Consider the following 22757-nt stretch of genomic DNA (forward strand, 5'->3'; position numbering starts at 1 on the left):
CTTTACTCTTGTTTATCTAATAAAAAGCGCGCCGTGAACTGATCCGTAACGAGCACATTTGCAAATTTCCCTTGCAGCGCTCCGTAAATGCTGTCGATTTTCTGATCTCCGCCGGCTACTAAAATGGCGTACTCTTTCTTCTTCAGCTCTTCCAAATCAAGTCCAAGCGTCCGTTCGTCCAGGCTTTCATTGCAAATTTGTCCATCTTTATCAAAAAAACGTGAACAAATGTCTCCTACTGCTCGGGAGGAAATCATCTCTACATCTTGTTCGGAAAAGTAGCCAAGCTGAAAAAGCAGCGAATCGGTTTTAATGGGTCCCGTAGTAAAGACGGCAATGTTGGCTTGCTTGCCTAAATCTAAAATGCGCTTAATATGACGGTCCGTTTCCATTGCTTTTTTGACTACCACATGATCGACAATCACAGGCAGAGGAAGATGCATAGGAGGCGTGTTGTATGCCTTTCCAAATAAGTACATAATTTCAGAAGCATATGTGCTCGTTTCCGAATGGCTTACTCCGCCTTTTAACTGCACAACCTGCACGTCATTCACATACTTTTGTTTTAAATCGATGGCCACTTGATAAAGAGTTGTTCCCCACGTCACCCCAATAATATCTCCATCTTTTACGATGTCATAGAGATAGTCAGCCGCTGCCACGCCTAGATGACTTTTAATAATGTGATTTTCATATTGAGGCACCGGTGTGACGATTGCTTTTTTTAGATTGAATTTATGTTCAAGCTGAGAAGACAATTTTTCACTATTGATAGATGAATCCACAATTTTAATTTGAACAATGCCTTCTTCTTTTGCTGTCTGCAGCAATCGAGAAACCGTAGGCCTTGATACACCAAGCTTTTTTGCAATTTCACTTTGATTATAATCAAGAATATAATACATCCTTGCCGCTTCAATCACCTTATTAAATTTCTCTTGATCCATCTCCATCGACTTGTTCTCCCTTACCTCGTGAATTTCTTATCCCAATTTTACCAAACTTATGTCTTTAGTTTACTTGTTTGGTGAACAAAATTTCAAGAGGGGATTTTGTAACTGAGATGAAAAGAGAAATACTCGGGTTTAAGGAGACCAGTTTTCTACGTATCCATTCATTCCAGCATACTTATAAAGAGATTCTAACTTACGCTCCGAATAATAGTTAAAATCATTGTGAACTGCTGTTAATTTAAGATTCTCATTACGAACAAACATCTTCTCAAGGTATAAGCTCTTAGCAAGTTTATTGCTCTTTTTTGTGTTGCAACTTTGACAGCTTAACACCAAATTCCACATATTATCTGATTGGATATAACTCCATGGAATAAAATGATCTACATGCGTAGCGATGCGTTTAGCAGAAAGAACTTTCCCACAATAAAAACATTCTTTTGTTTCATATTTCCAAAGTATATTATAGAATGCATGCAGCGATTCGCGTTTTGATATATTTTCCACTTTCAACAAGACATCTTCCAACTTATTTTTGTCATTATGCTTTTCTAAAAATTTTGCCAAATGATAATTGGTTAAATGAGTAACAATTTGTCTATATTTTTGTAAAAAAATATACATACTGCTATTAAACTTTATGTATTCTGTTCTTTTATCAAACTCATAAATAGAACCTTCCATATCTCCGTATAACGCCCCTACTACATACCTTGCCCCCACTTTTTTAGTTCTTTCTACTAACTGCAATTGAAGATTACTTGGCAAACGATCAAATACTACTTTATTGGGGACACCATGCATTAACTGAAATTCCTTTAACTCTTTTTGAATTCCAGCTTGTCTATTGGACGTATTTAATTGATTTAAATCATGATGAATAACCAAATTCCAATATATTTTAGCAAATGAAAAATACACTTGATCAAACGTGAGGACTAACTGATTGTCAACGTTATATAGGTTTTCAATTAAAGCCTTCAGTAAACCGTATTTATAGGTTGTGGTAAAGTGACCATTAGCGAAAAATTGATTAATGACCTTCCAAATTTCTTGTTCTGTTAAATAAGCTTTTTTTATTTCTCCTACTTTTAAATTAAAACTCACCTTCCAACGCTCACTCCCTCCACTATTGGACCACCAAACTACGCTTCCTCTGTTTCCACTAAATAAATCCGATCATCAAACTTCCCGCGCTCCTTGGCCTTCTCCTCACGCACTTTCTCCAGCTGCTCTGGCGTTGCTCCGTGCACAGCTGCTAGCGCGTGCATCACTTCCAGTAAATCTGCGAGTTCTTCAATGGCCTCTTGATGCGTTGGGGCTTCTATGTATTCTCGAAGCTCTTCTTTTGCTTTTTTTATCAGCTCATTTTGATATTCCTCTCGCTGCAGCACGCGTGATTTGAAGGTTTTTCCGCTTTGTTCAATAATCGTAGGAATTTTATCTCGCACTAGCTTGTTATAAGTAGGCATTATTTTTTCCTCCATCTCTTACCTTTCTAGTAAACTAGTATCTTTCAAATTCTGCTTGATTTCCGTTAAACACATTTAAATCAATAAACGTTTCTTTACCTTTATAGCCGCTGACACTCATTGCATTTGGAATTACCCAGCCTATACTCCATAGTAAAAATATAAAGCTTACAAGAGCGGCTAATATAACTCCTGCGGCAAGAAATCTGTTCTTCTTTTGATTTGCTTTATCTATTGTGTTTACCCCCTTTTTTTGGAAAATACTTCTAATATTCTAACATAAAAAGGATTTTCCAAAACAAGAGAGCATACAGGTCTTTGTTAATAAATACAAAAAACCACCTAAAAATCAGGCGGCTCTTCTTTTATGCTGCGTCTTCAGACGGCTCGTTATCTTTGGCTGCTTCTATCAGTAAAAAAATAGCCGTTAAAATATGCATGATCATGCCGACAACCGGAATCCACGCGATAGCTGAACAGACAATTCCCATGATATGCCCTGTCCGAACTTTGTTTGTTTTAATCGCAAATACTAAACCTACGATATGCAATGCAAGCATTAGAATAAGCGGCGTATAGGCTAGGCTTATAACCAAGGTGCCACCTAGAAGTGGAATCCCCCAAAGGGCCTCCAATCCTCCGCTGACCCATTTCAATATACGACTTGCTTTTCCCATTGTATCCTCCCCCTTTGTCTTCAATGTATGCACAGAAGTTTTGTTTCTGAACGTTTGTATATGAAAAAAGTGGCAAAAATACGCGCGTTAAAAATAAGCTTATAGTCCCGAATGAAAATAAGTTTTTATGTAGAAATAGTTTAATAGTGAAAAATGAATGAGAAGAAAAGGGTCGTTTTACATGTAATAACGAGGAGGTCTTCGTAAAGAGAACGAAGTAAACATCAACAAAAAAGCCGAACTCAAAATGTAAGCTCGGCTTTTTCTTCTATACCAAATAAAAGTATTATAAAATGTTTTTAGTATTAGTGTTCTCGACTCTTCTCAAATTTTTCAACAGCCTCAAAATCAAGCTCGGCTGATATCCAATCGCCTTTTTCCGGGAATTCTAGATTTCGAACGACTATTTTATTCGGCACCTTTTTTTCTAAAATTTTCGCCTGGCAGTTTTTGTACATAACTACTTCTCGTTCTTTGATATCTGTCCACAACAAGTGCAGAACCCCTTTCAACTTTAAGAAGTTAATATTTCGAAACACTGTTTTACATTTTATTATATTTTTTTTGATTTGTTAATTTTTTTGTCTTGTTTTTCATAAAAAAATGATCAAAACGCTTTTTTCTACTACAATATACCCAAAATATCTTTTAACCTTTAAATATTTATGTTATATTTTTAAAATTGTATTACAAGTTTTTTGTTTTTGCCTTTTCGTTTCTCCTCTGTTCTTCTTTTTACATATTTATAATAGACATATCAATCTATACTAATACGTATTAAGGTTTAAAAGTTCAAAAATATCTTAACATACTAAAAAGCATTGGGTTGTCCCACTAGAAAGTCAATCGAATTTACAAAAACTCCACCGAAAAAACTAGAAGCCTTTAGCCATACAAAAGACTGCTTTTACCGCATGTATATTTTAATGAATACTAACAACACAATTTGAGGTGCCAATAATGAACGTATTAACAAACGCTATAATTATCTTATTAGCTTATTTAATTGGGTCAATTCCTTTTGCTTTAGTGATTGGAAAGGGCTTTTACAAAACCGATGTTCGCAAGCACGGAAGCGGTAACTTAGGAGCCACTAACACCTTTCGTACTTTAGGAAAGAAAGCAGGTATTATAGTATTGATCGGCGATATAGCAAAAGGCTCGCTAGCTGTCTGTTTACCGCTTATGATGAATAGTCACTTGCATATGCTTGTCCCTGGGTTTATCGCTATTCTCGGACATAGTTATCCGATTTTTGCAAAGTTTAAAGGAGGAAAATCTGTAGCGACTGCCGCTGGTGTATTCCTTGCATTTTCACCATTAGCTTTCATTCTAGGGATTCTTGCTTTTTTAATTTCTCTCAAAATTTCTAAATACGTATCCTTATCTTCACCTATTGGCGCATTGGTTGCCTTTTTAGCATCAATCTATGTAGGTGATGTAATATTAATGGTATTTGCAGCTATTATTTTTATTTTCATTACGTGGAAGCACATAAAGAACTTTAAACGCATTAAGTTAGGTACAGAGCCTAAGGTTAATTTTTAAACGTCATGAAGTTATTGACTAGTAATCTTTAAATATGTTTACCAAAAAGGTGTTCATGAGTTGAACACCTTTTTTTATTATTTTAGTACGCCTTGTCCCAAGATAGACGTAAATTATGAAATTTCTTAAAAAATGCTCTTGATTATAGACTAAACAATACATTTTGCCGCTTCCTATATCTCATTTTGTAATTTGATATTTACTATTTAACCACCTTAAAACGATGAGTGTTACGGCACCAGCAGCTAAATATAAGAAGCCTCCACCTTCTATTACATAGCCAAAAGGTGGAATAAGCTTTGGTAAAAAAACCATCCCTGCAAGAGAAATAAAAATTAAGACAAAGAGTAGAAAAAAGTCCTTAATCTTATTCGTAATTTTGTAAACAGATTTTTGTATCCATTTTAAAAGCAGAAAAACATCAAGAGAAATAATAGCTGCAACAATAACAAAAGTGACGATTGCTGTTCCGATATAAACAGTCTGGCTGCTATCCTTAACATAATGTACAACGATATTTCCTATCCCGCTTACTATAGCCATCAAGCTTGCTAGCTGTAACAATAAAAAGCTTATAAAAAAAGCAGTGCTTTTTAAGGGTTCTTTAGGTAACTGTTTAATCATTTCATCACAGTACGTCTTAAGGTTCTCTCCAAACACCTCTTCAGCACGCTTCCCTTCCGCTTGTGCATCAATAAGGTGATCTAAAAGCTCCATCAATAACTCTTCAGCCTGCTGTTCAGAAACTGACACACTCGTTCGAATGTAAACAAGCATATTATCATAGTACTCTTCATTTTCCTTGGTCAGCTCTTTTCGCTTCTTATTATTTAATTTAATTAATTCCTTAGCGTTCATCGTAAAAACTCCTATTCAACAATTTATTTACAGGGTTTTGAATGTTGATCCATTCCTCTTGGATTTCACATAATGCGCTCTCACCAGATGCCGTAAGATGATAGTACTTTCGTTTAGGACCCGAAGGCGATGCTTTCATTTCTCCCTTTATTAATCCCTCCTTTTGAAGACGTAGTAAAATTGGGTAAATCGAACCTTCACTCACATCATTTAATCCATATTGTTGAAGCTTCTGGGATAGCTCATAGCCATAAACCGTTTCTTTTTGAATGATTGATAAGATACACCCTTCTAAAATTCCTTTTAACAATTGACTTCTCAAAGACATATCGATTTCTTCCTTTTCACTATCTTGTTATACAAGATACATTTTTAAAGTAAAGCTACCTTGCAAGACAAGATAGCTTTACATCACTCATAATAACCTATTTATGGTAAGTATTCAACCATTTATTTACTTTTTTTATTAAACCACTTAACCATAGTAATCTTTTTAGTAAATTTGAATAAATAAATGAAACCTTTCCTCTCTACTAACCGTATACCTATCATGCACGTATTAGTTAAAGGAGGAAGACTTGTGCTAAAACGAATTTCACTGTTTATTTTCGTTAATATTTTAGTATTAATCACAATCACAACGATTACATCTTTATTAGGTGTTCAAAGCTATATGGGAAGCAGCGGTTACGGCGGCCTGCTGGCATTTAGCGTCATTGCCGGCTTCAGCGGCGCGATTATTTCTCTTATGATGTCACGCTTAATGGCAAAGTGGATGATGGGTGTTCAAGTTATTGATGAACGTTCCCCTCAAGGTGAATATGAACGATTTGTTTTAGAAGAAACTCACCGACTTGCATCTGTGGCAGGATTAAGAAAAATGCCTCAGGTCGGAATTTATCATTCAGCGGAAGTTAACGCGTTTGCAACGGGGCCAAGTAAAAGACGCTCGCTTGTTGCCGTTTCAAGCGGAATGCTTGAACGAATGGACCGCGATGCCATCAGCGGCGTTATCGCTCATGAAATAGCGCATATTAAAAGCGGTGATATGGTCACAACTACGCTACTGCAAGGAGTATTAAACACATTCGTTATTTTCTTCTCTCGTTTAGTAGCCAAAGCGGTGTCAAACTTTGTGCGAGAAGAGTTTGCGATGGTTGTCTATTTCCTTACATCGATTGTATTTGAGATTCTCTTTAGTATCTTAAGCAGCCCAATTATTTTCTGGCATTCAAGAAGACGGGAATTCAAAGCCGATGAGCTTGCTGCTAAACTCGGCGGCAAGGAAAAAATGATTTATGCGTTAGAATCGCTTCGTCATACTACTTCATTAGTAGATGACCGTCAAAAATCAATTGCCGCTTTTAAAATTAGCGGTAAAGAAAAATTCTCACGCTTATTTTCTACTCACCCGCCGCTTGAAAAACGCATTGAGCGCTTGCATTCACTATAAGCAAAAGGAAACCAGCTTCTGTAAAGAAGCTGGTTTTGTTATGTTATGACTGATGAGCAAGCACGCGTGTAGCTTCCCACAGCAAGACGCCTTCTTCATTTTTTGTTAATTCAACGTAGCCTTCTTTCTTTAAATACGTAAGCTGGCCGTACACTTCTGAGAAAATAAAGTCAGGTGCTTTTTGATACATATCCGGAAAAAAAGCAGCGCTGACTTCAAGCGTTGTTTTCTTTCCTTTCCCCATCGCTTGTAACACGCGCAGCGCCCATTTATGCTGCTTTTGAATACGTTCCATAATTAAAGAATGAATGTCACTAAGCGGTTCACCATGTCCGCTATAAATCAAATCAATGTCGTAGTTCAACGTTTTTTCAAGAGACGCCAAGTAGTCCAATAGCGGCGTTGGCTTAGGGTTTTGAATGGTTGGTTCTAAATACGGGTTTGACGGGACTTTTGGCAAAATATGATCTCCGCCAAACGCGACCTTTTCTTTGCGATTGTAAAACATTAGCTGACTCAAAGAATGTCCCGGTGCTTCAATCACTTCCCACTCACTCGCATACGGAAGTGTATCTCCTTCTTTTAAATAACCCGTTAGCTTCTGACCTTTAGGTGAATATACTTGAATTGCAGCCGTTGCTTTACGAAGCCATTTTCCCATTACATCATCACTAACTCCAAACTCCATAAGAAAATTACGATATAACTCATTATGCTGCTGAACAAACTCTTCATCTTGGTAAATCCAAGGCTCCACAAGCTTATGACCGTAAACAGGTATATCACTCGGCAGCCATTCTAAAAATCCAGTGTGATCCGGATGCTGATGAGTCAGAATAACTTGTTCAATATCTGTTACTTTATATCCTTCTTTACGTAGTGCCTCTTCAAAAACGTCCCACGCTTCTTTTGTTTTCATACCTGCATCAATTAACGTTAACTTGTCTGCTTTTAATAAAAACACATTCACTGGTCCAATTGGAAATGGTGTAGGCAGCTCAATGCGTATCACTTTATGATCTAAACTCATTTTACCAAACCCCTATATCTGCATTCTTTTTACTTTTTTATACTGTTAAACGTCTTATTCTTTTAGATAGTCTATTTCCTGCTAACTTCTACTTGTAAAAGTACGCTGAGCAGCAGTCATTACATAGCTCTTTGTACTCGTACAAACATTTTATATAAACTCATACTATTAATAGTTTAGCAGGTTTGAAGACAAATTGATAAAGGAATGCTTTCCAGTGTACTTATTTAAAGCAAACGAAAAGTTCATCAAATGAAAAAAGTAAGATAGAATAAAGAGACGAAATGATGATATAAGGAGTATAGGTTATGATTAAAGCAATTTTTCTTTTTATCTTAGCGGGCCTTGCTGAAATTGGCGGAGGCTATCTGATTTGGCAGTGGCTGCGCGAAGGAGCTTCGAGCTGGTTAGGGCTTCTGGGCGGTATTGCTTTGGTGCTGTACGGCGTTATTGCTACGTGGCAGTCGTTCCCCGACTTTGGACGTGTATATGCAGCTTACGGCGGTATTTTTATTGTTTTAAGCCTGTTTTGGGCGTGGTGGGTTGATAAAAAAATGCCCGATACATACGATTGGATTGGCGGACTTGTGTGTCTGATTGGCGTAGCGGTTATGCTTTGGCCAAGAAGTTAAGTGATAACACAGAAAGCGGCAGAACCCATAGATTCTGCCGCCTTTTATTTTTTATATAGATACAGTTATGTTGTCTTTTCAATTACTTCAACTCAGCCCATCTTTTATCTAGTGATTTTAACAGCTCATCTTCAGATGTTTGGCCGCCGATGTATTCTTGTACATCCGCTCCAAATTTTTGCGTTACGCCTTCAGGGAATTTTGTCCACTCCCAAGGAAGCGTTTTTTGATCCTTTGAATATTTAAGAAGCTCTTCACCTAAAGGTCCGATGTCTTTTGCTTCAATTGACTTAAAGGCTGGAATGTACTTGAAGTCTTCTACTAGCGCTTTTTGACCTTCTTTAGATGTAACCATCCAGTTTAAGAAGTCTTTTGCCGCTTTTTTATCTGCCGCTGGTGCTTGTTTGTGAATAACCCAGTTGCTTGGAACGTCGATTGCAAGCTTGTCAGATACAGCTGCATCATCGCTTAACGGCATAGGTAGAATACCTACATCCATGTTCGGCGTAATTTTATCAAGCATTGGCTGAATCCAGTTTCCTTGCTGAATCATCGCTGCTTCACCGGTCGCAAATTTCGTTACTTGCGTGTTGTAGTCCGTCGTTAACGGATTTTTGTTTCCATATTTCACTGTTAAATCAAGCAGCTTTACATACTGTTTGAACTGCTCGTTTCCTGCAATTTTCGTACTGCCGTCATTTAATCCTTTAATAAATGCATCCGGATCTTTTTGACTGGCAAATGGAATGTTTAAGCCGTGGTTTCCAAGCACCCACCACTCGCCGTAGCCGATAGAAAATGGCGTAATGCCGGCAGCTTTTAGCTTTTTAGCCGCTGCTTCTAATTCTGAATATGTTTTTGGAAGTTCTTTAATGCCTGCTTTTTTGAACAGTTTTTTGTTATATGTAAATCCATAGCCTTCGAGACTGATCGGCTGTCCATATACTTTACCGTCCATCGTAATTGGTGTAAGTGTGTTTTCGTATGCGTCATCAATCCAAGGCTGATCCGATAAATCTTCTAATTTATTTTTCCACGTTTTCGCCTCTTGATATCCGCCGTTTGTGAAAAGGTCAGGTGCATTTCCCGACGCAAACTGCGCTTTTAAAGCTGCTGCACCGTCAGCTCCTCCACCAACCGTTTGGATATTAAACTTTACGTTTGGATGTTCTTTCGTATATTGATCAGTTAGAGCTTTTAGCTGGTCTGCAATTTCTACTTTTCCTTGAAATACATCTACTACTACTTGATCTCCGCCGCTTTTTTTATTACCAGATGCGCTTTCGTTTGAACATGCGGTTGAAAATAAAAGCGTAGCCGATAAAACACCTACTGCTAAAGGCCACTTTTTCATTTTGAATGCCATTTTCTGTTCCTCCCTATTTGCTGCCGGTTTTGACGCCTCAGCCTCAAAACCAGCCCTGTTGCCGCTTCTATTATTTAATTGAACCGCTTGTAATTCCTTTAACAATGTGTTTTTGCATTGCAAAGAAGAAGATTAATAGCGGGATAATACTGATTACAAGTGCTGCTAGTGCTAAATCCCACTGCTTTGTATACTGACCAAAGAAGAAGAATGTCGCAAGCGGAATCGTTCTTAGCTCAGGATCTTGCAGAACAAGAGACGGAAGTAAGAAGTCATTCCAAATCCACAGGCTGTTTAAGATAACGACGGTTACTGTAATTGGCTTTAATAACGGGAATACAATTCTCCAAAATACGCCTAGACGTGAGCATCCGTCGATGATTGCCGCTTCTTCTAGCTCGACTGGAATTCCTTTAATAAATCCGTGGTATAAGAAGATCGTCATACCCGAACCGAAACCTAAGTACATGATCACAATACCCCAAATACTGTTTAACAGATTTAAGTTTCCTGCTACTTTTACAAGAGGAATCATAATAGATTGAAACGGAATAACCATTGCTGCTACGAATGCCATAAAGATAATGCTGCTGATTTTTTTCTTTGTTCGAACCAGCATGTAAGCTGCCATTGAACAGAAGATTACTAGAACTGCGTTACTGATAACCGTAATGATTAACGAGTTGCTAAGCACTTTTAAGTAATTCATTTGGTTGAATGCATTGACAAAGTTTTGAAACTGAATCGTTGTCGGCAGCGCCGATGTGTTTGATAAAATTTCTGCAAATGACTTCAGTGAGTTTGAAAGCACGTAATAAAATGGAACCAAGAACACCAGTCCAAGCAGGACCGCTAAAATTTCAACAATAAAGGTTTTGCTCGTATATTTGTTTCCCATTACGATTCAACCTCCTTCTTCTTGGTGTATGTTACTTGAATAATTGTAATCGCTGCTACGACGATGAAGAAAATTAAGGCTTTTGCTTCACCTAGACCGTATCTGTTATTCACGAATGCTTCTGTATAAATGTTAAGCGCTAACATTTCTGTTGATTTGAATGGACCACCGTTTGTTAATGATAAGTTGACATCAAATACTTTGAATGACCATGAAATCGTTAAGAATAAACAAACCGTTACTGCCGGTGCTACCATTGGAATTGTGATGTGACGAAGAATTTGCCATCTGCTTGCTCCGTCAATTTTTGCTGCTTCAATTAGCTCTTGCGGTACGTTTTGCAGTGCTGCTGTGTAAATAAGCATGATATAGCCTGCTCCTTGCCATACACTTACAATCACGATGCCCCAAAATGCTGTTTTTGCGTCTCCCAACCAAGGAAGTTCAAAAAGAGAAATCCCCGTGATTTGTCCGATAGATGCAAATCCCTTTACAAAAATGAACTGCCATACAAATCCTAGTAAAAGTCCGCCAATTAAATTCGGCATAAAGAAAACCGTACGTAAAATGTTTCGTGTTTTTAACATTTGAGTAACAAGGATCGCTAACACGAATCCGACCACGTTCGTTAAGATAATCGCAACGACCGTATATTTTGTTGTGATCCAAAACGACTGCTGAAACTGCTTATCTTCGGTGAACAAGTACTTAAAGTTATCAAGTCCCACCCAGTTAATCGTGCCGTTTACTCCGTTCCAGTCTGTAAATGAGTAATAAATCCCTGTAAAAAATGGTATAAGTACAATCACACAAAACGCTAAAAGTGCGGGCCCTACAAATAGAGCAAATAAACCTACATTTTTCAAATTTTTACGTTTTTTCGTATTAATGGATGGTTCTCTTTTAAGTTCTTGCTCTAAAGGAACATATTCTGTCTCCTGTAATTTACTTTGGCTATTCATCTTACTAGCACCTCCCTATGTCTTATTTTAACGAAATCCGTTATTTATGAAACCGCTTTAATTGACGAGTAGGGTGTAAAATATTGACCTTTGTGCAACATTTTCTCCCCTGTGCACATTTCACGCATTTTTTAAAATTATGCATGAAAGAAAAGCTAGAAGTGGACGACGTATCTTCTTATCTTATACACTAGAAAAAAGATGTAGTTGGGAGGAACATACGCATGACAGCCAAACGAGCGTTAATTACGGGTGCCAATTCTGGAATGGGCCTGGCCACAACGATTGAACTAGCTAAAAAAGGATTCGAAGTCATTATGGTATGCCGAAATGAAGAAAGAGGAAATACGGCTTTAGAAGAAGCGAAGCGTCAAAGCGGATCGGATTCTATATCTCTTATGACATGTGACCTAGGTTCTCTTGACAGTATCCGGGCTTTCAGTGAAGACTTTACGTCTCGCTACAGTGTACTTGATGTGCTGATTAATAACGCAGGCGTGGTAACAATTAAGCGGGAAACAACACAAGATGGATTTGAAATGATGCTTGGTGTCAATCATTTGGGTCACTTTTTATTAACTAATTTACTTTTAGATCCGCTGAAAAAATCTCAGCAAGGACGCATTATAAACGTTGGGTCCGGTGCTCATAAAGCTGGAAAAATAGACTTCAGCAACCCTCACTTAACAACAGGATTCGGAATATGGCGAGGATACTCTCAGTCTAAATTAGCGAATAATTTATTTACGGTCCATTTAAGTAAAAAGCTAAAAGATACTTCTGTAACCGTAAATTGCCTACACCCCGGTGCAGTCTCTACCGCTATCGGCGTTAATCGTCAAACGGGTTTTGGAAAAAGCGTTCACGCCTTGCTTCGCCCTTTCTTTTTAACACCTCTTGAAGGTGCCGAAACAGCTATTTATTTAGCAGACAGTCCTGAAGTGACGCATATTAGCGGCGCTTACTTTTATAAAAAACGCGTTACACCCCCTTCTTCAAGAGCAAAAAATGAACGGCTTGCAGAAGAATTCTGGAACTGGAGTGCACGCGAAGTTGGCTTAGAAAGTAGATAGATACGCTTAGGAAAGAAGAAAGTAATGAAAAAGGTCAGCTTTTCAGCTGACCTTTTCGTATTAGAAAAACGTTAGTCCTATAGCAAAAATAAAGCCTGATACAATTAAGGTCGTCACGCAGTAGCCCATTATATCGCGTGCTCCGAGCCCTGCGATAGCTAGTGCAGGCAGTGCCCAAAACGGCTGAGCCATATTCATCCAGGCTTCTCCGTAAGCAATGGCCATTGCGGCGACTCCCGGATCTACGCCGAGCTGTTCAGCTGCCGGCATAATAAAAGGTCCTTGGACAACCCAGTGTCCTCCTCCCGACGGAACAAAAAAGTTCACAACGCCGGAACTTAAAAACGCGAGAAATGGAAATGTCGTTTCATTTGAAATCGAGATAAAGGCATTTGTTAGCTTACCGCCTAGGCCTGATAGCTCCATCATGCCTTGAATACCTGCGTAGAATGGAAATTGAATCACAATCCCAGCGGTTCCTTTCGCGGCATTAGAAACGGCATTCATATAGGATAAAGGCGTGCGGTGAAGCAAAATACCCGTCGTAAAAAACAATAAATTCACTGTGTTAATATCCATTTTAAAACCGTTTGCAGCAAAATAATAAATTAAATATGAATACCCAAGAAGCGCAATTGTTAGACTTAAAAACCTGCTGTTCTCCATGCGTACAGCAAATGTTGGCTTAGAAGAAGTTGTCTCAACAACTGTAGCCGGAGCCATTTCATCTTCTGCCAATAGTCTTGGATCAATTTCTACCACTTCTTTTCCCGTCGGCATCATCAGTCTTGTCATAATAGGAAGGACAATTAATAATCCGAGAGTAATAAATAAGTTGTACCCTGTAAAAATCGTGTCTGACAGCGGAATAAGTCCAGCCGTTTTTTCCATTGGGTTTCCAGGTGTAGCAGCGACAAGAGGAATCGAACCTGACAAGCCTCCGTGCCATGTTAAAAACCCTATGTAAGCACAGGCAATTAAAAACCGATAATCAGATCCCGGCACGCGTTTCGCTACTTCTTTCGCAAACAGCGCACCTACAATTAAGCCAAACCCCCAGTTAATCATACAGGCCATAGCTGCGCCGAGCGTGACCAGAATTACCCCTTGCGCCGGAGTTTTGGCTAACAGTGCTATGTTCACAAGCCACTTTTTTACAAGCGGCGAGCTGGCAAGCGCATGCCCTGTGACAAGCACTAAGCTCATTTGCATCGCAAATGCTAGGAGATTCCAAAAACCGCTTCCCCAAAACTGAACCATCTCAATCGGCCCGTGAGGAGTAAAAACAATACCTGATACAAATAAAATCAGCGTCAAGATTAAAGCAAATACAAACGGATCAGGTAAAAAGCGCTGCACAAGCGCCGTAAAGAAATTAGATAACGCTTTCATTTTACTCCTCCTTTACAGGAATACTCCTGTGAATAAATGTCGACAAGCATCTTTAATTATACATAATTTGTTGAAAATTGTTAATATTTAGTTTAAATAAAAAACCCTTCTGTTTTTCAGAAAGGTTTTACACACTAAAGGTTTGAATAAGAGTTGGCTCTCCGTCAAGTTCAATTTTCTTTTCTTGAAAGGAAATATGTAAGCTTTCATAAATATGTTTCCAAAATGAAATAGCTCGCTTATTGCCTGCAAGCTCAATAATCATATACGTTCCTTTTCGATGAGAGAAAATGTCTTTTACCGTTTTGGAAGCAATGCCCTGCCCTCGGTATTTGTTTAAAATAAAAAAATCATTGATGCAGTAATCTGCTTCTTGCTGAAGTGCGGGCTGTTCAAGAAGTAAAAAAAAGCCCGTCAGCTTATCATCTACTTTAATAAAGTATGGCGAGAGGCCTTCTACTTTCCAAAACAGCGGCAGCTCTTCAAAGTGGAAAGCTCCATCTTCGCGAATATCTAAAGAAGGCGTATACGCAGATAAATCGTGGAGATAAAGAGAATACAAATTTTGCAAAACGCCCGCTTGGCTTTTAGGTACTTTTTCAATCGTAAGCATTCTTAGTTCATCTCCTTCTTTTCCTATCATAAGGGTTTTTTCTGAAAGTTTACAGTAAAAATGTTTGAGGCAAAGTGAAGATGGATAGTCAAAAGGCTCTTTTTTCATCTTGTAGATGTATGAAACGCAATAAAAAAACGATCATCTCCGGTACTGTACACTCCGTCTGATAATCGTTTTTTATGTTTTGTGTGCTGGTGCTGAAGTTTTTCCTGCTTTGTTTTGGTTTTGCGCGTTTCCATGTCTGCAAATACAAACAGACTGCGGTTTAATTCTGGATTTCGCTTTCCTTCACGCGTCATTTTATCACGCATTTTTTTTGCTTTTGACTTTGCCATGTAACGTTCCTCCCTATATAAACGATGTATACATATCTTACTGCTTTTTTATAAATTGTCAAGTGCAGAAGCACTGATGTGTTAACAGTACTTCTGTATAGTCATGACTCTTTATTTTTCAGCATATCATCTAATTTTTGTTCCATTCTCTGAAGCCTTTTTTCATTTACTCCCTGCTTTTGAATCAATCTTTTTAAGCCTATAATAAATGCGATAATAACTCCTGCTCCTCCTATAAGGATCAGCAGCATAAGAATTTGAAAAATAATATCACCTATATTAACCATAGTTCCACCTTTAATCTATTTTTTTACATTATATCATTTATTTGGATGTATATCGCTTTATTTTATAAAAAAAGCTCTCAGTGCTGAGAGCTTCATTTACTATCTTCATCATAAACCGTCCACTTTTCCTGTTTGATTTGATTGGAAACATCAATCAGTTTATTTTTCACCCGGTTCTTCTCTGCTCCTGTTAAAGGCGTAGGTCGGTAGTCGTTTCGCGCCGTTGTGGAAGAAATACGGAATGGAATGACGTTGATGTCTTTATTCGTCGTTAGCTTTCCATCTTTAATCGTAAACGTCTGCTGAAATACAAATGTGTCCTTATCACTTGGATTTTTGTTTCCGCCAAACATAAAGTTTCCTAAGCTATAGACAATAAATTTATTTTTGTATTCTTCAATTCCTTGAACAACGTGAGGGTGATGACCTAAAATCAAATCTGCTCCGTTATCAATTGTATACTTCGCCAATGCTTGCTGCGCTGTATCAGGAACATAGTGTCGCTCAGATCCCCAGTGGAAATGCACAATGATAATTTTGGCACCTTTCTCTTTTAAAGACTTAATTCCGTCTTTAATCTGACTTCTTATTTCTTTTGTATCATCCCAGCCCGGATATCCAAGCAATCCTACTTTGACTCCTTTTACCGTTGTGATATATGTATCTTCATAGCCAAAATAGCCTATTCCGCTTTTCTTTAAGTTTTCTCGTGTATCATCATATCCTTGCTGTAAATAATCATGCGTATGATTATTAGCTAAGTTAACGGTTTCAATACTTCCTTGTTTTAAAATATTCACAAAAGAAGGATCGCCTTTAAAACGAAATGTTTTACTTGCTTTTTCGGTCGCTGTTGTCAGCGTTGTTTCTAAATTAACCGTTGTTAAGTCATCTTGCTCAAAGATCGATTTTACATTTTGCGTAAAATACGGCAGGCCATTTCTTGCCGCTACGTCGTTAAAGGTAGAATCGTACCCAAAGCTTTCATCGTTTCCTAAGGTAAAATCTCCCGCTGCGCTAACTTTAATGGTTGTATTGATTGCGTCTTTTTTCTCTTTTTTACTCGCTTCTTCTTTAGACTTTACTGTTTCTTCTTTTTTCTGCGGCTCAGAAGAGGTTTGTTCTCCCGCTCCTCCGCACGCTCCCAATAAAAAACACAAACTTCCATAAATAACAGCTTTTTTTAAATACTTGTTCATGTAACGTTAAAACCCCTTTTTACGTTTTGATAACTGTGTCTGGACTTGGTGTTTACTGCTTATTTCGCCAAATACATACAATTCTCCTGTTATATCGGCAAAATAAGTGAAATTTTTATAAAAAAAGGAAATTTTTATATTCTTTTTGGGTTAGAACAAGAGTTTTTGACTAAAAGAAAAGTAGCGCAAACGCTGCGGAGAAAACTGATGAACTGTACTAAACTTCAAGTGATTCACAAAATAGCAGAGCGATTCCAAACATCAACTAAAATAAAAACCTCCTTTGCTCATGCAAAGAAGGTTTTATCTAAACTTAACAAATCGAATCATTAGATTTAGGGTTTTTGAGTCCAAATAACGGGCGGATAAATAGTGCTAAGCCTGTGCCAAGCATCGCCATAACCATCCATACCCATCCGTGAAGACTAAATGAAGCAATGCCGCCAAAGTAAGCGCCGATGTTACAGCCAAAGGCAAGTCGAGCACCATATCCCATTAAAAGGCCCCCAACAACAGCTGCTCCTGCAACGCCGGGTTTAATCTTTCCTGGTTTGAACGTTCCTTGCGCCGTCGCTGAAATGAAAGCGCCTAGGATGATCCCAAAATTCAACACGCTAGTAGAGTCTGCTAGCACACTTTGCGTTAGCGCTTCTCCATTTGCTCCTTGGAAAAATCCCCAGCTTGATACATCTATCCCAGCTGCCATCATTGCTTTTCCGCCCCATAAAGCAAAGGCAGAAGTAATACCCCAAGGATTTCCTCTTACAGCAAGCGTAAATGCATTTAATACAGCCAGCACAGCCGCTGCGGTGAATAGAGGCCAAGAGCCGCGAATGATCTTTTTCCACCCTTTTGTCGTAGGAAGCTGCTTCATCATAGGCGGATTTTTCTTTTTGGCAATTTGAATCGTAATCCAGTAAATCGCTGCAAACGCGATAAGCTGTACAATCCAAGCACCAAAATAACCAAGGCCTGTCGATTCAGCTAATGAAATAGGAGGAAGCGAAGGTTGTTTTTGCCAAAATGGCAAATGATACGCCCCGAACATAGAGCCTACAATAAAAGCTAAAAGCGTTAAAATCATGGAAGAAGAGCCACCGCCTAACGAATACAGCGTTCCTGAGGCACATCCATTTCCTAGCTGCATGCCAATTCCAAACATAAACGAACCAACTATCACGCTGACTCCTACAGGTGAAACATATCCTTTTGGCGTTACCCCTGTAAAGCTAAAGCCTGTACTTAAAATAATAGCAAACAGCGTTGACGCAATCGCTAGCATAAGCATATGCGCTTGCAAGCCTTGAACGTTGCCGACAGATACGAGTCGGCGAAATGCTGATGTAAAGCCAAAACGTGCGTACAGAAGCGTCATTCCCAGTGCTAGACCGATAGTAAATAACACACCTTGCGTCCAATCAGTCGTTAGCACAATCGCTAGAAGTAAAATAACCGCTGCTATAACCCCTCCTGCAAATAACGGCTTTTGCATAGGGCTTAATTCTGTTACAACAGTAGTTGGCTTTGATTTATATGATGAGTGCAACGTTTGTGCCACATCATCCACTCCTTTTCTGATAGAAATACTAAGAATTAATATTTATCATCTTATAGCACTTCCCTTTCTCTGTAAACTATTTAGCAAAATGAAAGTGAATTGTTTATTTTTTGAGTATTCTTACTTTCATTCATACAAAAAGCAGAAGTTTCTGTTCTTCTGCTTTTCGCTGCTAAACGTAAATAGAATGAATCTCTTTTAACGGTTTAGGATTAGGCTTTGCAAAATAATACCCTTGAAACAAATCATACCCCATCTCTATCAGGCATTTTAAATCTTCTTCTGTTTCTACCCCTTCTGCAAGAGCCTGCGCCCCCATTCTATGGGTGATAGCTAACATCTCTTGAGCCACTTTTTTTCTGTTTCTCATTCTTACTGACTCCGTTTGTGAATTCAAATGCTAATTTCACGACGTCAGGCTCCACTTCTAAAAGCCGATTCAGCGTATTATAGCCAACTCCTACGTCATCTAAAGCATATTTAAATCCGTGGGAGCGATAATAATTCAAAATGTTTTTCAAATGCTCAATATCTTGAACATCCTCCGTTTCAATCACTTCAAATACAATTTGCTCGGGCTTTATATTCAATTCTTTAATTAATGTAAATGTAGATGCTAAGCAATGCTCAGGGTTATATATTGCTGTAGGAATAAAGTTGATAAAAATCAGCTGATGATCAATAATACTAGCATTTTTTACAGCTTCTAAGCGGCAGGCTCGGTCAAGAGCGAAGGTTTTATTTCTTATTTGAGCAGCTTCAAACATTTTAAAAGGAGGTATAATACTTCCGTCTTCTTCTAATCCTCTTGATAAAATTTCGTGGCCAACGATATGCACGCGTTCATGATCAACCGATACAATCGGCTGATAATACGAGCAAATTCGCTTGTCTTCAATCAGCTCATCAATCCACAAGGCATCTTTCATTTTTTGGAAAGCGATGATTGGCTCCATGCGCGGCAGGTTTTCAAACGGGGTCCGCTGCTTGGCTTCTACAGCCCGCACATGCCGAGGGTCTAAATGCTGATGAACATAATCCATAAAACTCCAAAAGGTATCTTCTCTCATCCAGAACATATCTTCTCCAAGACTCTTCCATTGATTTTGAGAAATATCTTTAAAGTATTTTTCCAATTCCTTTACATCGTTTGATTTCTGAAAAGAAACCGTATATCCTGTCCTAATTGGCAGACACGCGTCGCAGCCCATAGCTCATCTTCTCCCTCATTTATCATCAGGTTTTTGTATGTATACATGTATAGTTCTAGGAACTATACCACTTTTAAGAAATTTGCAAACCCTATTTTCCCTTTAAAATAGAATGCATCAAAAAGTTTTGGTAAAATGATAGACGGCTTTTATTGTCTAGATTATACGAAGAACTTGCTATAAGGAAGTGAATGATTCATGAGCAAAAACCGTTTTACTAAGTGGTTTCTATTGTCTTTAACACTCTTCGCCTTAAGTACCGGAGTAATGTATTATATGCTGTATATATCGTACTGGGCGTATTCTATCAAGCTGTTTTTAATCGTGGTGCCGCTCTTTACATTATTATCGGTTGCTTTTGGTTCGTTGGTAATCGTTCATGAGCGCAAAAGAAAACGCGTATTTCAGCTGCAAAATGAAGGAGGCATTCCCAAAAATACGTTTATTCAAGGCTTTTCCGAAATAACGGTAGGAGCAGGCTGCATCTTGCTGTGCTTTTTTCTCTTTCTTTATTTTCTAATGGATTATTAAGTACATATAAAAAAGACGAGCAGGCAGCTCGTCTTTTTATTTGGATCTTTCTAGAATATCTCGAACGCTTGCATAATCAAGCTCTTTATAAATACCAACACCTGGTTTTACAAACGTCTTTTCAACAATAGCATCAAATTCAGAATCATCAATATCATAGTCACGCAAACAGTTCGGGGCTCCTAAGTCATTCCAGAAAGTACGGAGCGCTTTTGCACCTTCCATTGCTGTTTCTTCATCGCTTTTTCCTTCTGGATTGATGCCAAATACGTTTACAGCCAGTTGTTTTACACGAGAAGGATCTTCTTTTAACACATGCTCTAGCCAATTAGGGAACAAGATAGCAAGGCCGCCTCCGTGGGGAATATCATACACGGCCGACAGAGCATGTTCAATACGATGAGTAGCCCAGTCTCCTCCATCCGCTCCGTTTGCTAAGCTTCCGTTAAACGCCGTCGTGCTGATATACATCATTGTTTCACGATACTGATAAGAACTAAGGTCTTCAAGAAGCTTAGGACCTTCTTGTACAGCCGTTCTTAGCAATGATTCAATAAAGCCATCGATCATCGGCGTATTTCCTGTGCGATGAAAATAGTGTTCAAGCGCATGCGACATACTGTCGACAATTCCATAGACGGTTTGGTCGCGCGGCACTGAAAACGTGTACGCCGGATCTAAGATAGAAAAGACGGGAAATACGTGAGAAGACGTCCATCCTAGCTTTTCTTTTGTTTCCCAATTTGTAATGACAGAAGTTGAATTCATTTCAGATCCTGTTGCCGCAAGTGTTAAGACCGTTCCAAAAGGAAGAGCACCTGTAATCTCTTTTTTACGTGTAATTAAGTCCCATGTATTCCCTTCATACACGGCTCCAGCTGCGATAGCTTTTGTACAATCGATCACGCTTCCTCCCCCAACGGCTAAGAGAAAATCAATGTTTTCTTTTTTACATATGTCAACGCCTTTAGCAACCGTAGTCAAACGAGGGTTCGGTTCTACACCAGACAGCTCGTGAACAACTGCGTTAATAGACTGAAGTTCAGCTTTCACTTCGTCGTATACCCCATTTCGTTTGATACTTCCTCCACCGTATACTAACAGAACGTTTACTTGTTTTTGATAAGAAGCAAGCTCTTGCGATAGTTTCGTAATTTGATTTTTTCCAAAGTATAATTTTGTAGGATTGTGCTGCAAAAATATATTCATGTTCTACACCTCTAGTTTTCATTTCTTATAAAAAGTGTAGCACGAAAGCAGCTTCATCATTATTGAAGATTCTCTATATCTATTATCAATATTTTTGATAACCTTCTTGTATAAGTGAAATAAATTGTTGAATAGGTGCTGTCAGCCATTTTTTCTTTTTAAATATGAGCTGTGAATAAAGATAAAATTCTTCATGATCAACCGGGATTTTAATCAATTTTCCGCTTTCAATCTCTTGTTTTACCGCTATTTCTGGTACAAGAGCAATACCTAAATTATCCGCTACGCACTGTTTAATCGCTTCAAGACTGCTAAATGAAATCACCGATTGCATATGAATACCTCTGCTGCGCATCATCTCTTCTAAAAGCGTACGATAAGGGCAGCCTCTCTCCGTTAAAATGATGGTTTCCCCTTCAAACTCTTCCATTACAACGTTGTTTTTTTCACTAAAAGAATGAGAAGGCGAAGCAATCATAACCATGTTTTCTTTTCGAATAGGAATCACTTCTAAATTTGAAGAGGTTTGAAGGCGATCAAGCAAAACGGCTACGTCATACTTTCCGTCAATAATTCCTTGTGTTAAATTTGGACATAAACCCGCTTCTAGCATAATCTTTAGAGAAGGGTGCTGCTTTTTTAATTCCCTAATATACGGTGTAATAAAATAAGCGGCCAACGACTCCACGGTCCCTATCGAAACCGTGCCTCTTGCATCTTCGTTCGTAGTAAGACGCTCTTTTGCTTCATTTAATAACTCAGTTACTTGATTCACATAATAAAGCAATTCTTCACCAGGCTGAGTCAGCTTCATTTTTTGTCCTGTTCGTTCAAATAGTTTTTGACCGTAATGACCCTCTAATTTTTTTATATGAGTGGTAACGCTTGACTGAGCATACCCTAATTCCTCACCCGTTCGTGTATAGCTCCCCCACTTCGCTACTTCTTTGAATGTATATAAATAGTTAATATCCATATGCTGCTCCTTATGTGCTGCTGTTTTGTTTCGTTATCCATATGCTAAAGCTGTTCTTAATCAGAACCTATACGTAAATAGAATCAAAGTACAGTATAAGCGAACTCGTTTTGCCAAGCAATTTTATAGTCCCTAAAGATTCTTTTTATTTCAGGCAATTACACCGTTTTTTGTTCATAGAATTTAAAAAAACTATAAAAAGAAAGGGTGTATGTTGTGATAGATTATAAAGAAGTGCTCTATAAAGGAAAACGCTTTGTACTGATTCACGTATATGATTCAGGATACTGTGAAATTCGACCGGTTAATCATTCTTTTAAAGTGGAACTTGTACGGTTAGATGAGGTAGAAGAATGCGGATAACCGCGGTGAACGCAGCCAATGCAGCTGCGTTTTTGTTTGTATTATAAACAAGTGGATGAGATAAAAATAGCTGAATTGGCTGGCCTTTTACACAATTTCTTCCTGTATACTTTGTAACTAAGGATATCCGCACTTATTTAATTTATATATTTACCTGA

General features: G+C 38.3%; 27 protein-coding genes. 6 read left to right on the plus strand and 21 right to left on the minus strand.

Features of this window, described 5'->3' with window-relative positions:
* Nucleotides 1–2 precede the first annotated feature (2 nt).
* The 5 genes from N178_RS11435 to N178_RS11455 all read right to left on the minus strand — a co-directional run bounded on the left by N178_RS11435 (nt 3) and on the right by N178_RS11455 (nt 3596).
* Nucleotides 3–953: a sugar-binding transcriptional regulator gene (locus N178_RS11435; RefSeq protein ID WP_045292257.1), complete on the minus strand. Its 951-nt coding sequence runs from the start codon at nt 951–953 to the stop codon at nt 3–5.
* Between the two features lie 132 nt (nt 954–1085).
* The gene (locus N178_RS11440; RefSeq protein WP_045292259.1) at nt 1086–2060 is read right to left on the minus strand and encodes an HNH endonuclease; all 975 of its coding nucleotides are present in this window, start codon (nt 2058–2060) and stop codon (nt 1086–1088) included.
* A 38-nt stretch (nt 2061–2098) separates the two neighbouring features.
* Complete coding sequence (locus tag N178_RS11445) at nt 2099–2425, minus strand: nucleoside triphosphate pyrophosphohydrolase (protein WP_045292260.1); 327 nt, start codon at nt 2423–2425, stop codon at nt 2099–2101.
* Nucleotides 2426–2790: 365 nt separating this feature from the next.
* A complete protein-coding gene (locus tag N178_RS11450; protein WP_013057484.1) occupies nt 2791–3102 on the minus strand; it encodes a hypothetical protein in 312 nt (103 codons plus the stop codon).
* 305 nt (nt 3103–3407) lie between these two features.
* A complete protein-coding gene (locus N178_RS11455; RefSeq protein ID WP_225049418.1) occupies nt 3408–3596 on the minus strand; it encodes a hypothetical protein in 189 nt (62 codons plus the stop codon).
* A gap of 466 nt (nt 3597–4062) precedes the next feature.
* Between N178_RS11455 and plsY the strand changes: the two genes are divergently transcribed.
* A complete protein-coding gene (gene plsY / locus N178_RS11460; RefSeq protein ID WP_045292261.1) occupies nt 4063–4650 on the plus strand; it encodes a glycerol-3-phosphate 1-O-acyltransferase PlsY in 588 nt (195 codons plus the stop codon).
* A 180-nt stretch (nt 4651–4830) separates the two neighbouring features.
* Here plsY and N178_RS11465 read toward each other — a convergent pair whose 3' ends face one another.
* Nucleotides 4831–5508 (minus strand): DUF1129 family protein, encoded by a 678-nt coding sequence (locus N178_RS11465; RefSeq protein ID WP_045292264.1) that lies wholly within the window; start codon nt 5506–5508, stop codon nt 4831–4833.
* Nucleotides 5498–5836 (minus strand): PadR family transcriptional regulator, encoded by a 339-nt coding sequence (locus N178_RS11470; RefSeq protein WP_028408974.1) that lies wholly within the window; start codon nt 5834–5836, stop codon nt 5498–5500. Before N178_RS11470 ends, N178_RS11465 begins: the two co-directional genes overlap by 11 nt.
* Nucleotides 5837–6088: 252 nt before the next feature.
* Here N178_RS11470 and htpX point away from each other — a divergent pair, with 252 nt between their 5' ends.
* On the plus strand, nt 6089–6961 hold the full coding sequence (gene htpX / locus N178_RS11475; protein WP_045292267.1) for a protease HtpX: 873 nt from the start codon (nt 6089–6091) through the stop codon (nt 6959–6961).
* Between the two features lie 43 nt (nt 6962–7004).
* Here the strand turns inward: htpX and N178_RS11480 are convergent, their stop codons facing one another.
* On the minus strand, nt 7005–7991 hold the full coding sequence (locus tag N178_RS11480) for an MBL fold metallo-hydrolase (RefSeq protein ID WP_045292269.1): 987 nt from the start codon (nt 7989–7991) through the stop codon (nt 7005–7007).
* Nucleotides 7992–8299: 308 nt separating this feature from the next.
* On the opposite strand from N178_RS11480, the gene N178_RS11485 reads away from it, so the two are divergent.
* Nucleotides 8300–8623, plus strand: a complete 324-nt coding sequence (locus N178_RS11485; protein WP_014459650.1) for a YnfA family protein — start codon at nt 8300–8302, stop codon at nt 8621–8623.
* Between the two features lie 82 nt (nt 8624–8705).
* Here the strand turns inward: N178_RS11485 and N178_RS11490 are convergent, their stop codons facing one another.
* From N178_RS11490 to N178_RS11500, 3 genes are all read right to left on the minus strand, one after another.
* Entirely contained in the window at nt 8706–9989 is a 1284-nt protein-coding gene (locus N178_RS11490) for an ABC transporter substrate-binding protein (protein WP_045292271.1), read from the minus strand.
* Between the two features lie 70 nt (nt 9990–10059).
* Complete coding sequence (locus tag N178_RS11495; RefSeq protein ID WP_013057493.1) at nt 10060–10887, minus strand: carbohydrate ABC transporter permease; 828 nt, start codon at nt 10885–10887, stop codon at nt 10060–10062.
* Nucleotides 10887–11849, minus strand: a complete 963-nt coding sequence (locus tag N178_RS11500) for a carbohydrate ABC transporter permease (protein ID WP_013057494.1) — start codon at nt 11847–11849, stop codon at nt 10887–10889. The genes N178_RS11495 and N178_RS11500 overlap by 1 nt, the downstream gene beginning before the upstream one ends.
* A gap of 224 nt (nt 11850–12073) precedes the next feature.
* On the opposite strand from N178_RS11500, the gene N178_RS11505 reads away from it, so the two are divergent.
* Complete coding sequence (locus N178_RS11505; RefSeq protein ID WP_045292273.1) at nt 12074–12922, plus strand: SDR family oxidoreductase; 849 nt, start codon at nt 12074–12076, stop codon at nt 12920–12922.
* Nucleotides 12923–12982: 60 nt separating this feature from the next.
* Here N178_RS11505 and N178_RS11510 read toward each other — a convergent pair whose 3' ends face one another.
* From N178_RS11510 to N178_RS11540, 8 genes are all read right to left on the minus strand, one after another.
* The gene (locus N178_RS11510; protein WP_045292275.1) at nt 12983–14314 is read right to left on the minus strand and encodes a TIGR00366 family protein; all 1332 of its coding nucleotides are present in this window, start codon (nt 14312–14314) and stop codon (nt 12983–12985) included.
* 127 nt (nt 14315–14441) lie between these two features.
* Nucleotides 14442–14927 carry a GNAT family N-acetyltransferase gene (locus N178_RS11515; RefSeq protein ID WP_034651113.1) on the minus strand — a complete coding sequence of 162 codons (486 nt, stop codon included), beginning with the start codon at nt 14925–14927 and terminating at the stop codon, nt 14442–14444.
* Nucleotides 14928–15031: 104 nt separating this feature from the next.
* Entirely contained in the window at nt 15032–15265 is a 234-nt protein-coding gene (locus tag N178_RS11520) for a hypothetical protein (RefSeq protein WP_045292277.1), read from the minus strand.
* A 101-nt stretch (nt 15266–15366) separates the two neighbouring features.
* On the minus strand, nt 15367–15552 hold the full coding sequence (locus N178_RS11525) for a DUF4083 family protein (protein ID WP_045292278.1): 186 nt from the start codon (nt 15550–15552) through the stop codon (nt 15367–15369).
* 92 nt (nt 15553–15644) lie between these two features.
* Complete coding sequence (locus tag N178_RS11530; RefSeq protein WP_045292279.1) at nt 15645–16751, minus strand: CapA family protein; 1107 nt, start codon at nt 16749–16751, stop codon at nt 15645–15647.
* A 313-nt stretch (nt 16752–17064) separates the two neighbouring features.
* On the minus strand, nt 17065–18309 hold the full coding sequence (locus N178_RS11535) for a YeeE/YedE family protein (RefSeq protein ID WP_045292280.1): 1245 nt from the start codon (nt 18307–18309) through the stop codon (nt 17065–17067).
* A gap of 172 nt (nt 18310–18481) precedes the next feature.
* Nucleotides 18482–18679, minus strand: a complete 198-nt coding sequence (locus N178_RS27540) for an EAL domain-containing protein (RefSeq protein ID WP_237758450.1) — start codon at nt 18677–18679, stop codon at nt 18482–18484.
* A complete protein-coding gene (locus N178_RS11540; RefSeq protein WP_237758451.1) occupies nt 18630–19520 on the minus strand; it encodes an EAL domain-containing protein in 891 nt (296 codons plus the stop codon). Before N178_RS11540 ends, N178_RS27540 begins: the two co-directional genes overlap by 50 nt.
* Nucleotides 19521–19718: 198 nt before the next feature.
* On the opposite strand from N178_RS11540, the gene N178_RS11545 reads away from it, so the two are divergent.
* The gene (locus N178_RS11545) at nt 19719–20051 is read left to right on the plus strand and encodes a hypothetical protein (RefSeq protein ID WP_045292281.1); all 333 of its coding nucleotides are present in this window, start codon (nt 19719–19721) and stop codon (nt 20049–20051) included.
* A 36-nt stretch (nt 20052–20087) separates the two neighbouring features.
* On the opposite strand, the gene N178_RS11550 is transcribed toward N178_RS11545, so the two are convergent.
* The gene (locus N178_RS11550; RefSeq protein ID WP_045292283.1) at nt 20088–21260 is read right to left on the minus strand and encodes an iron-containing alcohol dehydrogenase; all 1173 of its coding nucleotides are present in this window, start codon (nt 21258–21260) and stop codon (nt 20088–20090) included.
* A gap of 85 nt (nt 21261–21345) precedes the next feature.
* On the minus strand, nt 21346–22236 hold the full coding sequence (locus N178_RS11555; RefSeq protein WP_045292284.1) for a LysR family transcriptional regulator: 891 nt from the start codon (nt 22234–22236) through the stop codon (nt 21346–21348).
* 216 nt (nt 22237–22452) lie between these two features.
* On the opposite strand from N178_RS11555, the gene N178_RS27015 reads away from it, so the two are divergent.
* Nucleotides 22453–22599, plus strand: a complete 147-nt coding sequence (locus N178_RS27015; RefSeq protein WP_169746664.1) for a hypothetical protein — start codon at nt 22453–22455, stop codon at nt 22597–22599.
* Nucleotides 22600–22757 lie beyond the last annotated feature (158 nt).

The organism is Priestia aryabhattai B8W22 (genome assembly GCF_000956595.1).
GTDB lineage: Bacteria > Bacillota > Bacilli > Bacillales > Bacillaceae_H > Priestia > Priestia aryabhattai.

What these genes read in the sequence shown, in the direction of transcription:
- N178_RS11435 (WP_045292257.1), bottom strand. Translation starts at nt 953, where the DNA reads ATGGAGATGGATCAAGAGAAATTTAATAAGGTGATTGAAGCGGCAAGG.
- N178_RS11445 (WP_045292260.1), bottom strand. Translation starts at nt 2,425, where the DNA reads ATGCCTACTTATAACAAGCTAGTGCGAGATAAAATTCCTACGATTATT.
- N178_RS11450 (WP_013057484.1), bottom strand. Translation starts at nt 3,102, where the DNA reads ATGGGAAAAGCAAGTCGTATATTGAAATGGGTCAGCGGAGGATTGGAG.
- plsY (WP_045292261.1), top strand. Translation starts at nt 4,063, where the DNA reads ATGAACGTATTAACAAACGCTATAATTATCTTATTAGCTTATTTAATT.
- N178_RS11465 (WP_045292264.1), bottom strand. Translation starts at nt 5,508, where the DNA reads ATGAACGCTAAGGAATTAATTAAATTAAATAATAAGAAGCGAAAAGAG.
- N178_RS11470 (WP_028408974.1), bottom strand. Translation starts at nt 5,836, where the DNA reads ATGTCTTTGAGAAGTCAATTGTTAAAAGGAATTTTAGAAGGGTGTATC.
- N178_RS11480 (WP_045292269.1), bottom strand. Translation starts at nt 7,991, where the DNA reads ATGAGTTTAGATCATAAAGTGATACGCATTGAGCTGCCTACACCATTT.
- N178_RS11485 (WP_014459650.1), top strand. Translation starts at nt 8,300, where the DNA reads ATGATTAAAGCAATTTTTCTTTTTATCTTAGCGGGCCTTGCTGAAATT.
- N178_RS11490 (WP_045292271.1), bottom strand. Translation starts at nt 9,989, where the DNA reads ATGGCATTCAAAATGAAAAAGTGGCCTTTAGCAGTAGGTGTTTTATCG.
- N178_RS11495 (WP_013057493.1), bottom strand. Translation starts at nt 10,887, where the DNA reads ATGGGAAACAAATATACGAGCAAAACCTTTATTGTTGAAATTTTAGCG.
- N178_RS11500 (WP_013057494.1), bottom strand. Translation starts at nt 11,849, where the DNA reads ATGAATAGCCAAAGTAAATTACAGGAGACAGAATATGTTCCTTTAGAG.
- N178_RS11505 (WP_045292273.1), top strand. Translation starts at nt 12,074, where the DNA reads ATGACAGCCAAACGAGCGTTAATTACGGGTGCCAATTCTGGAATGGGC.
- N178_RS11510 (WP_045292275.1), bottom strand. Translation starts at nt 14,314, where the DNA reads ATGAAAGCGTTATCTAATTTCTTTACGGCGCTTGTGCAGCGCTTTTTA.
- N178_RS11515 (WP_034651113.1), bottom strand. Translation starts at nt 14,927, where the DNA reads ATGCTTACGATTGAAAAAGTACCTAAAAGCCAAGCGGGCGTTTTGCAA.
- N178_RS11520 (WP_045292277.1), bottom strand. Translation starts at nt 15,265, where the DNA reads ATGGCAAAGTCAAAAGCAAAAAAAATGCGTGATAAAATGACGCGTGAA.
- N178_RS11525 (WP_045292278.1), bottom strand. Translation starts at nt 15,552, where the DNA reads ATGGTTAATATAGGTGATATTATTTTTCAAATTCTTATGCTGCTGATC.
- N178_RS11530 (WP_045292279.1), bottom strand. Translation starts at nt 16,751, where the DNA reads ATGAACAAGTATTTAAAAAAAGCTGTTATTTATGGAAGTTTGTGTTTT.
- N178_RS27540 (WP_237758450.1), bottom strand. Translation starts at nt 18,679, where the DNA reads ATGAGAAACAGAAAAAAAGTGGCTCAAGAGATGTTAGCTATCACCCAT.
- N178_RS11540 (WP_237758451.1), bottom strand. Translation starts at nt 19,520, where the DNA reads ATGGGCTGCGACGCGTGTCTGCCAATTAGGACAGGATATACGGTTTCT.
- N178_RS11545 (WP_045292281.1), top strand. Translation starts at nt 19,719, where the DNA reads ATGAGCAAAAACCGTTTTACTAAGTGGTTTCTATTGTCTTTAACACTC.
- N178_RS11550 (WP_045292283.1), bottom strand. Translation starts at nt 21,260, where the DNA reads ATGAATATATTTTTGCAGCACAATCCTACAAAATTATACTTTGGAAAA.
- N178_RS11555 (WP_045292284.1), bottom strand. Translation starts at nt 22,236, where the DNA reads ATGGATATTAACTATTTATATACATTCAAAGAAGTAGCGAAGTGGGGG.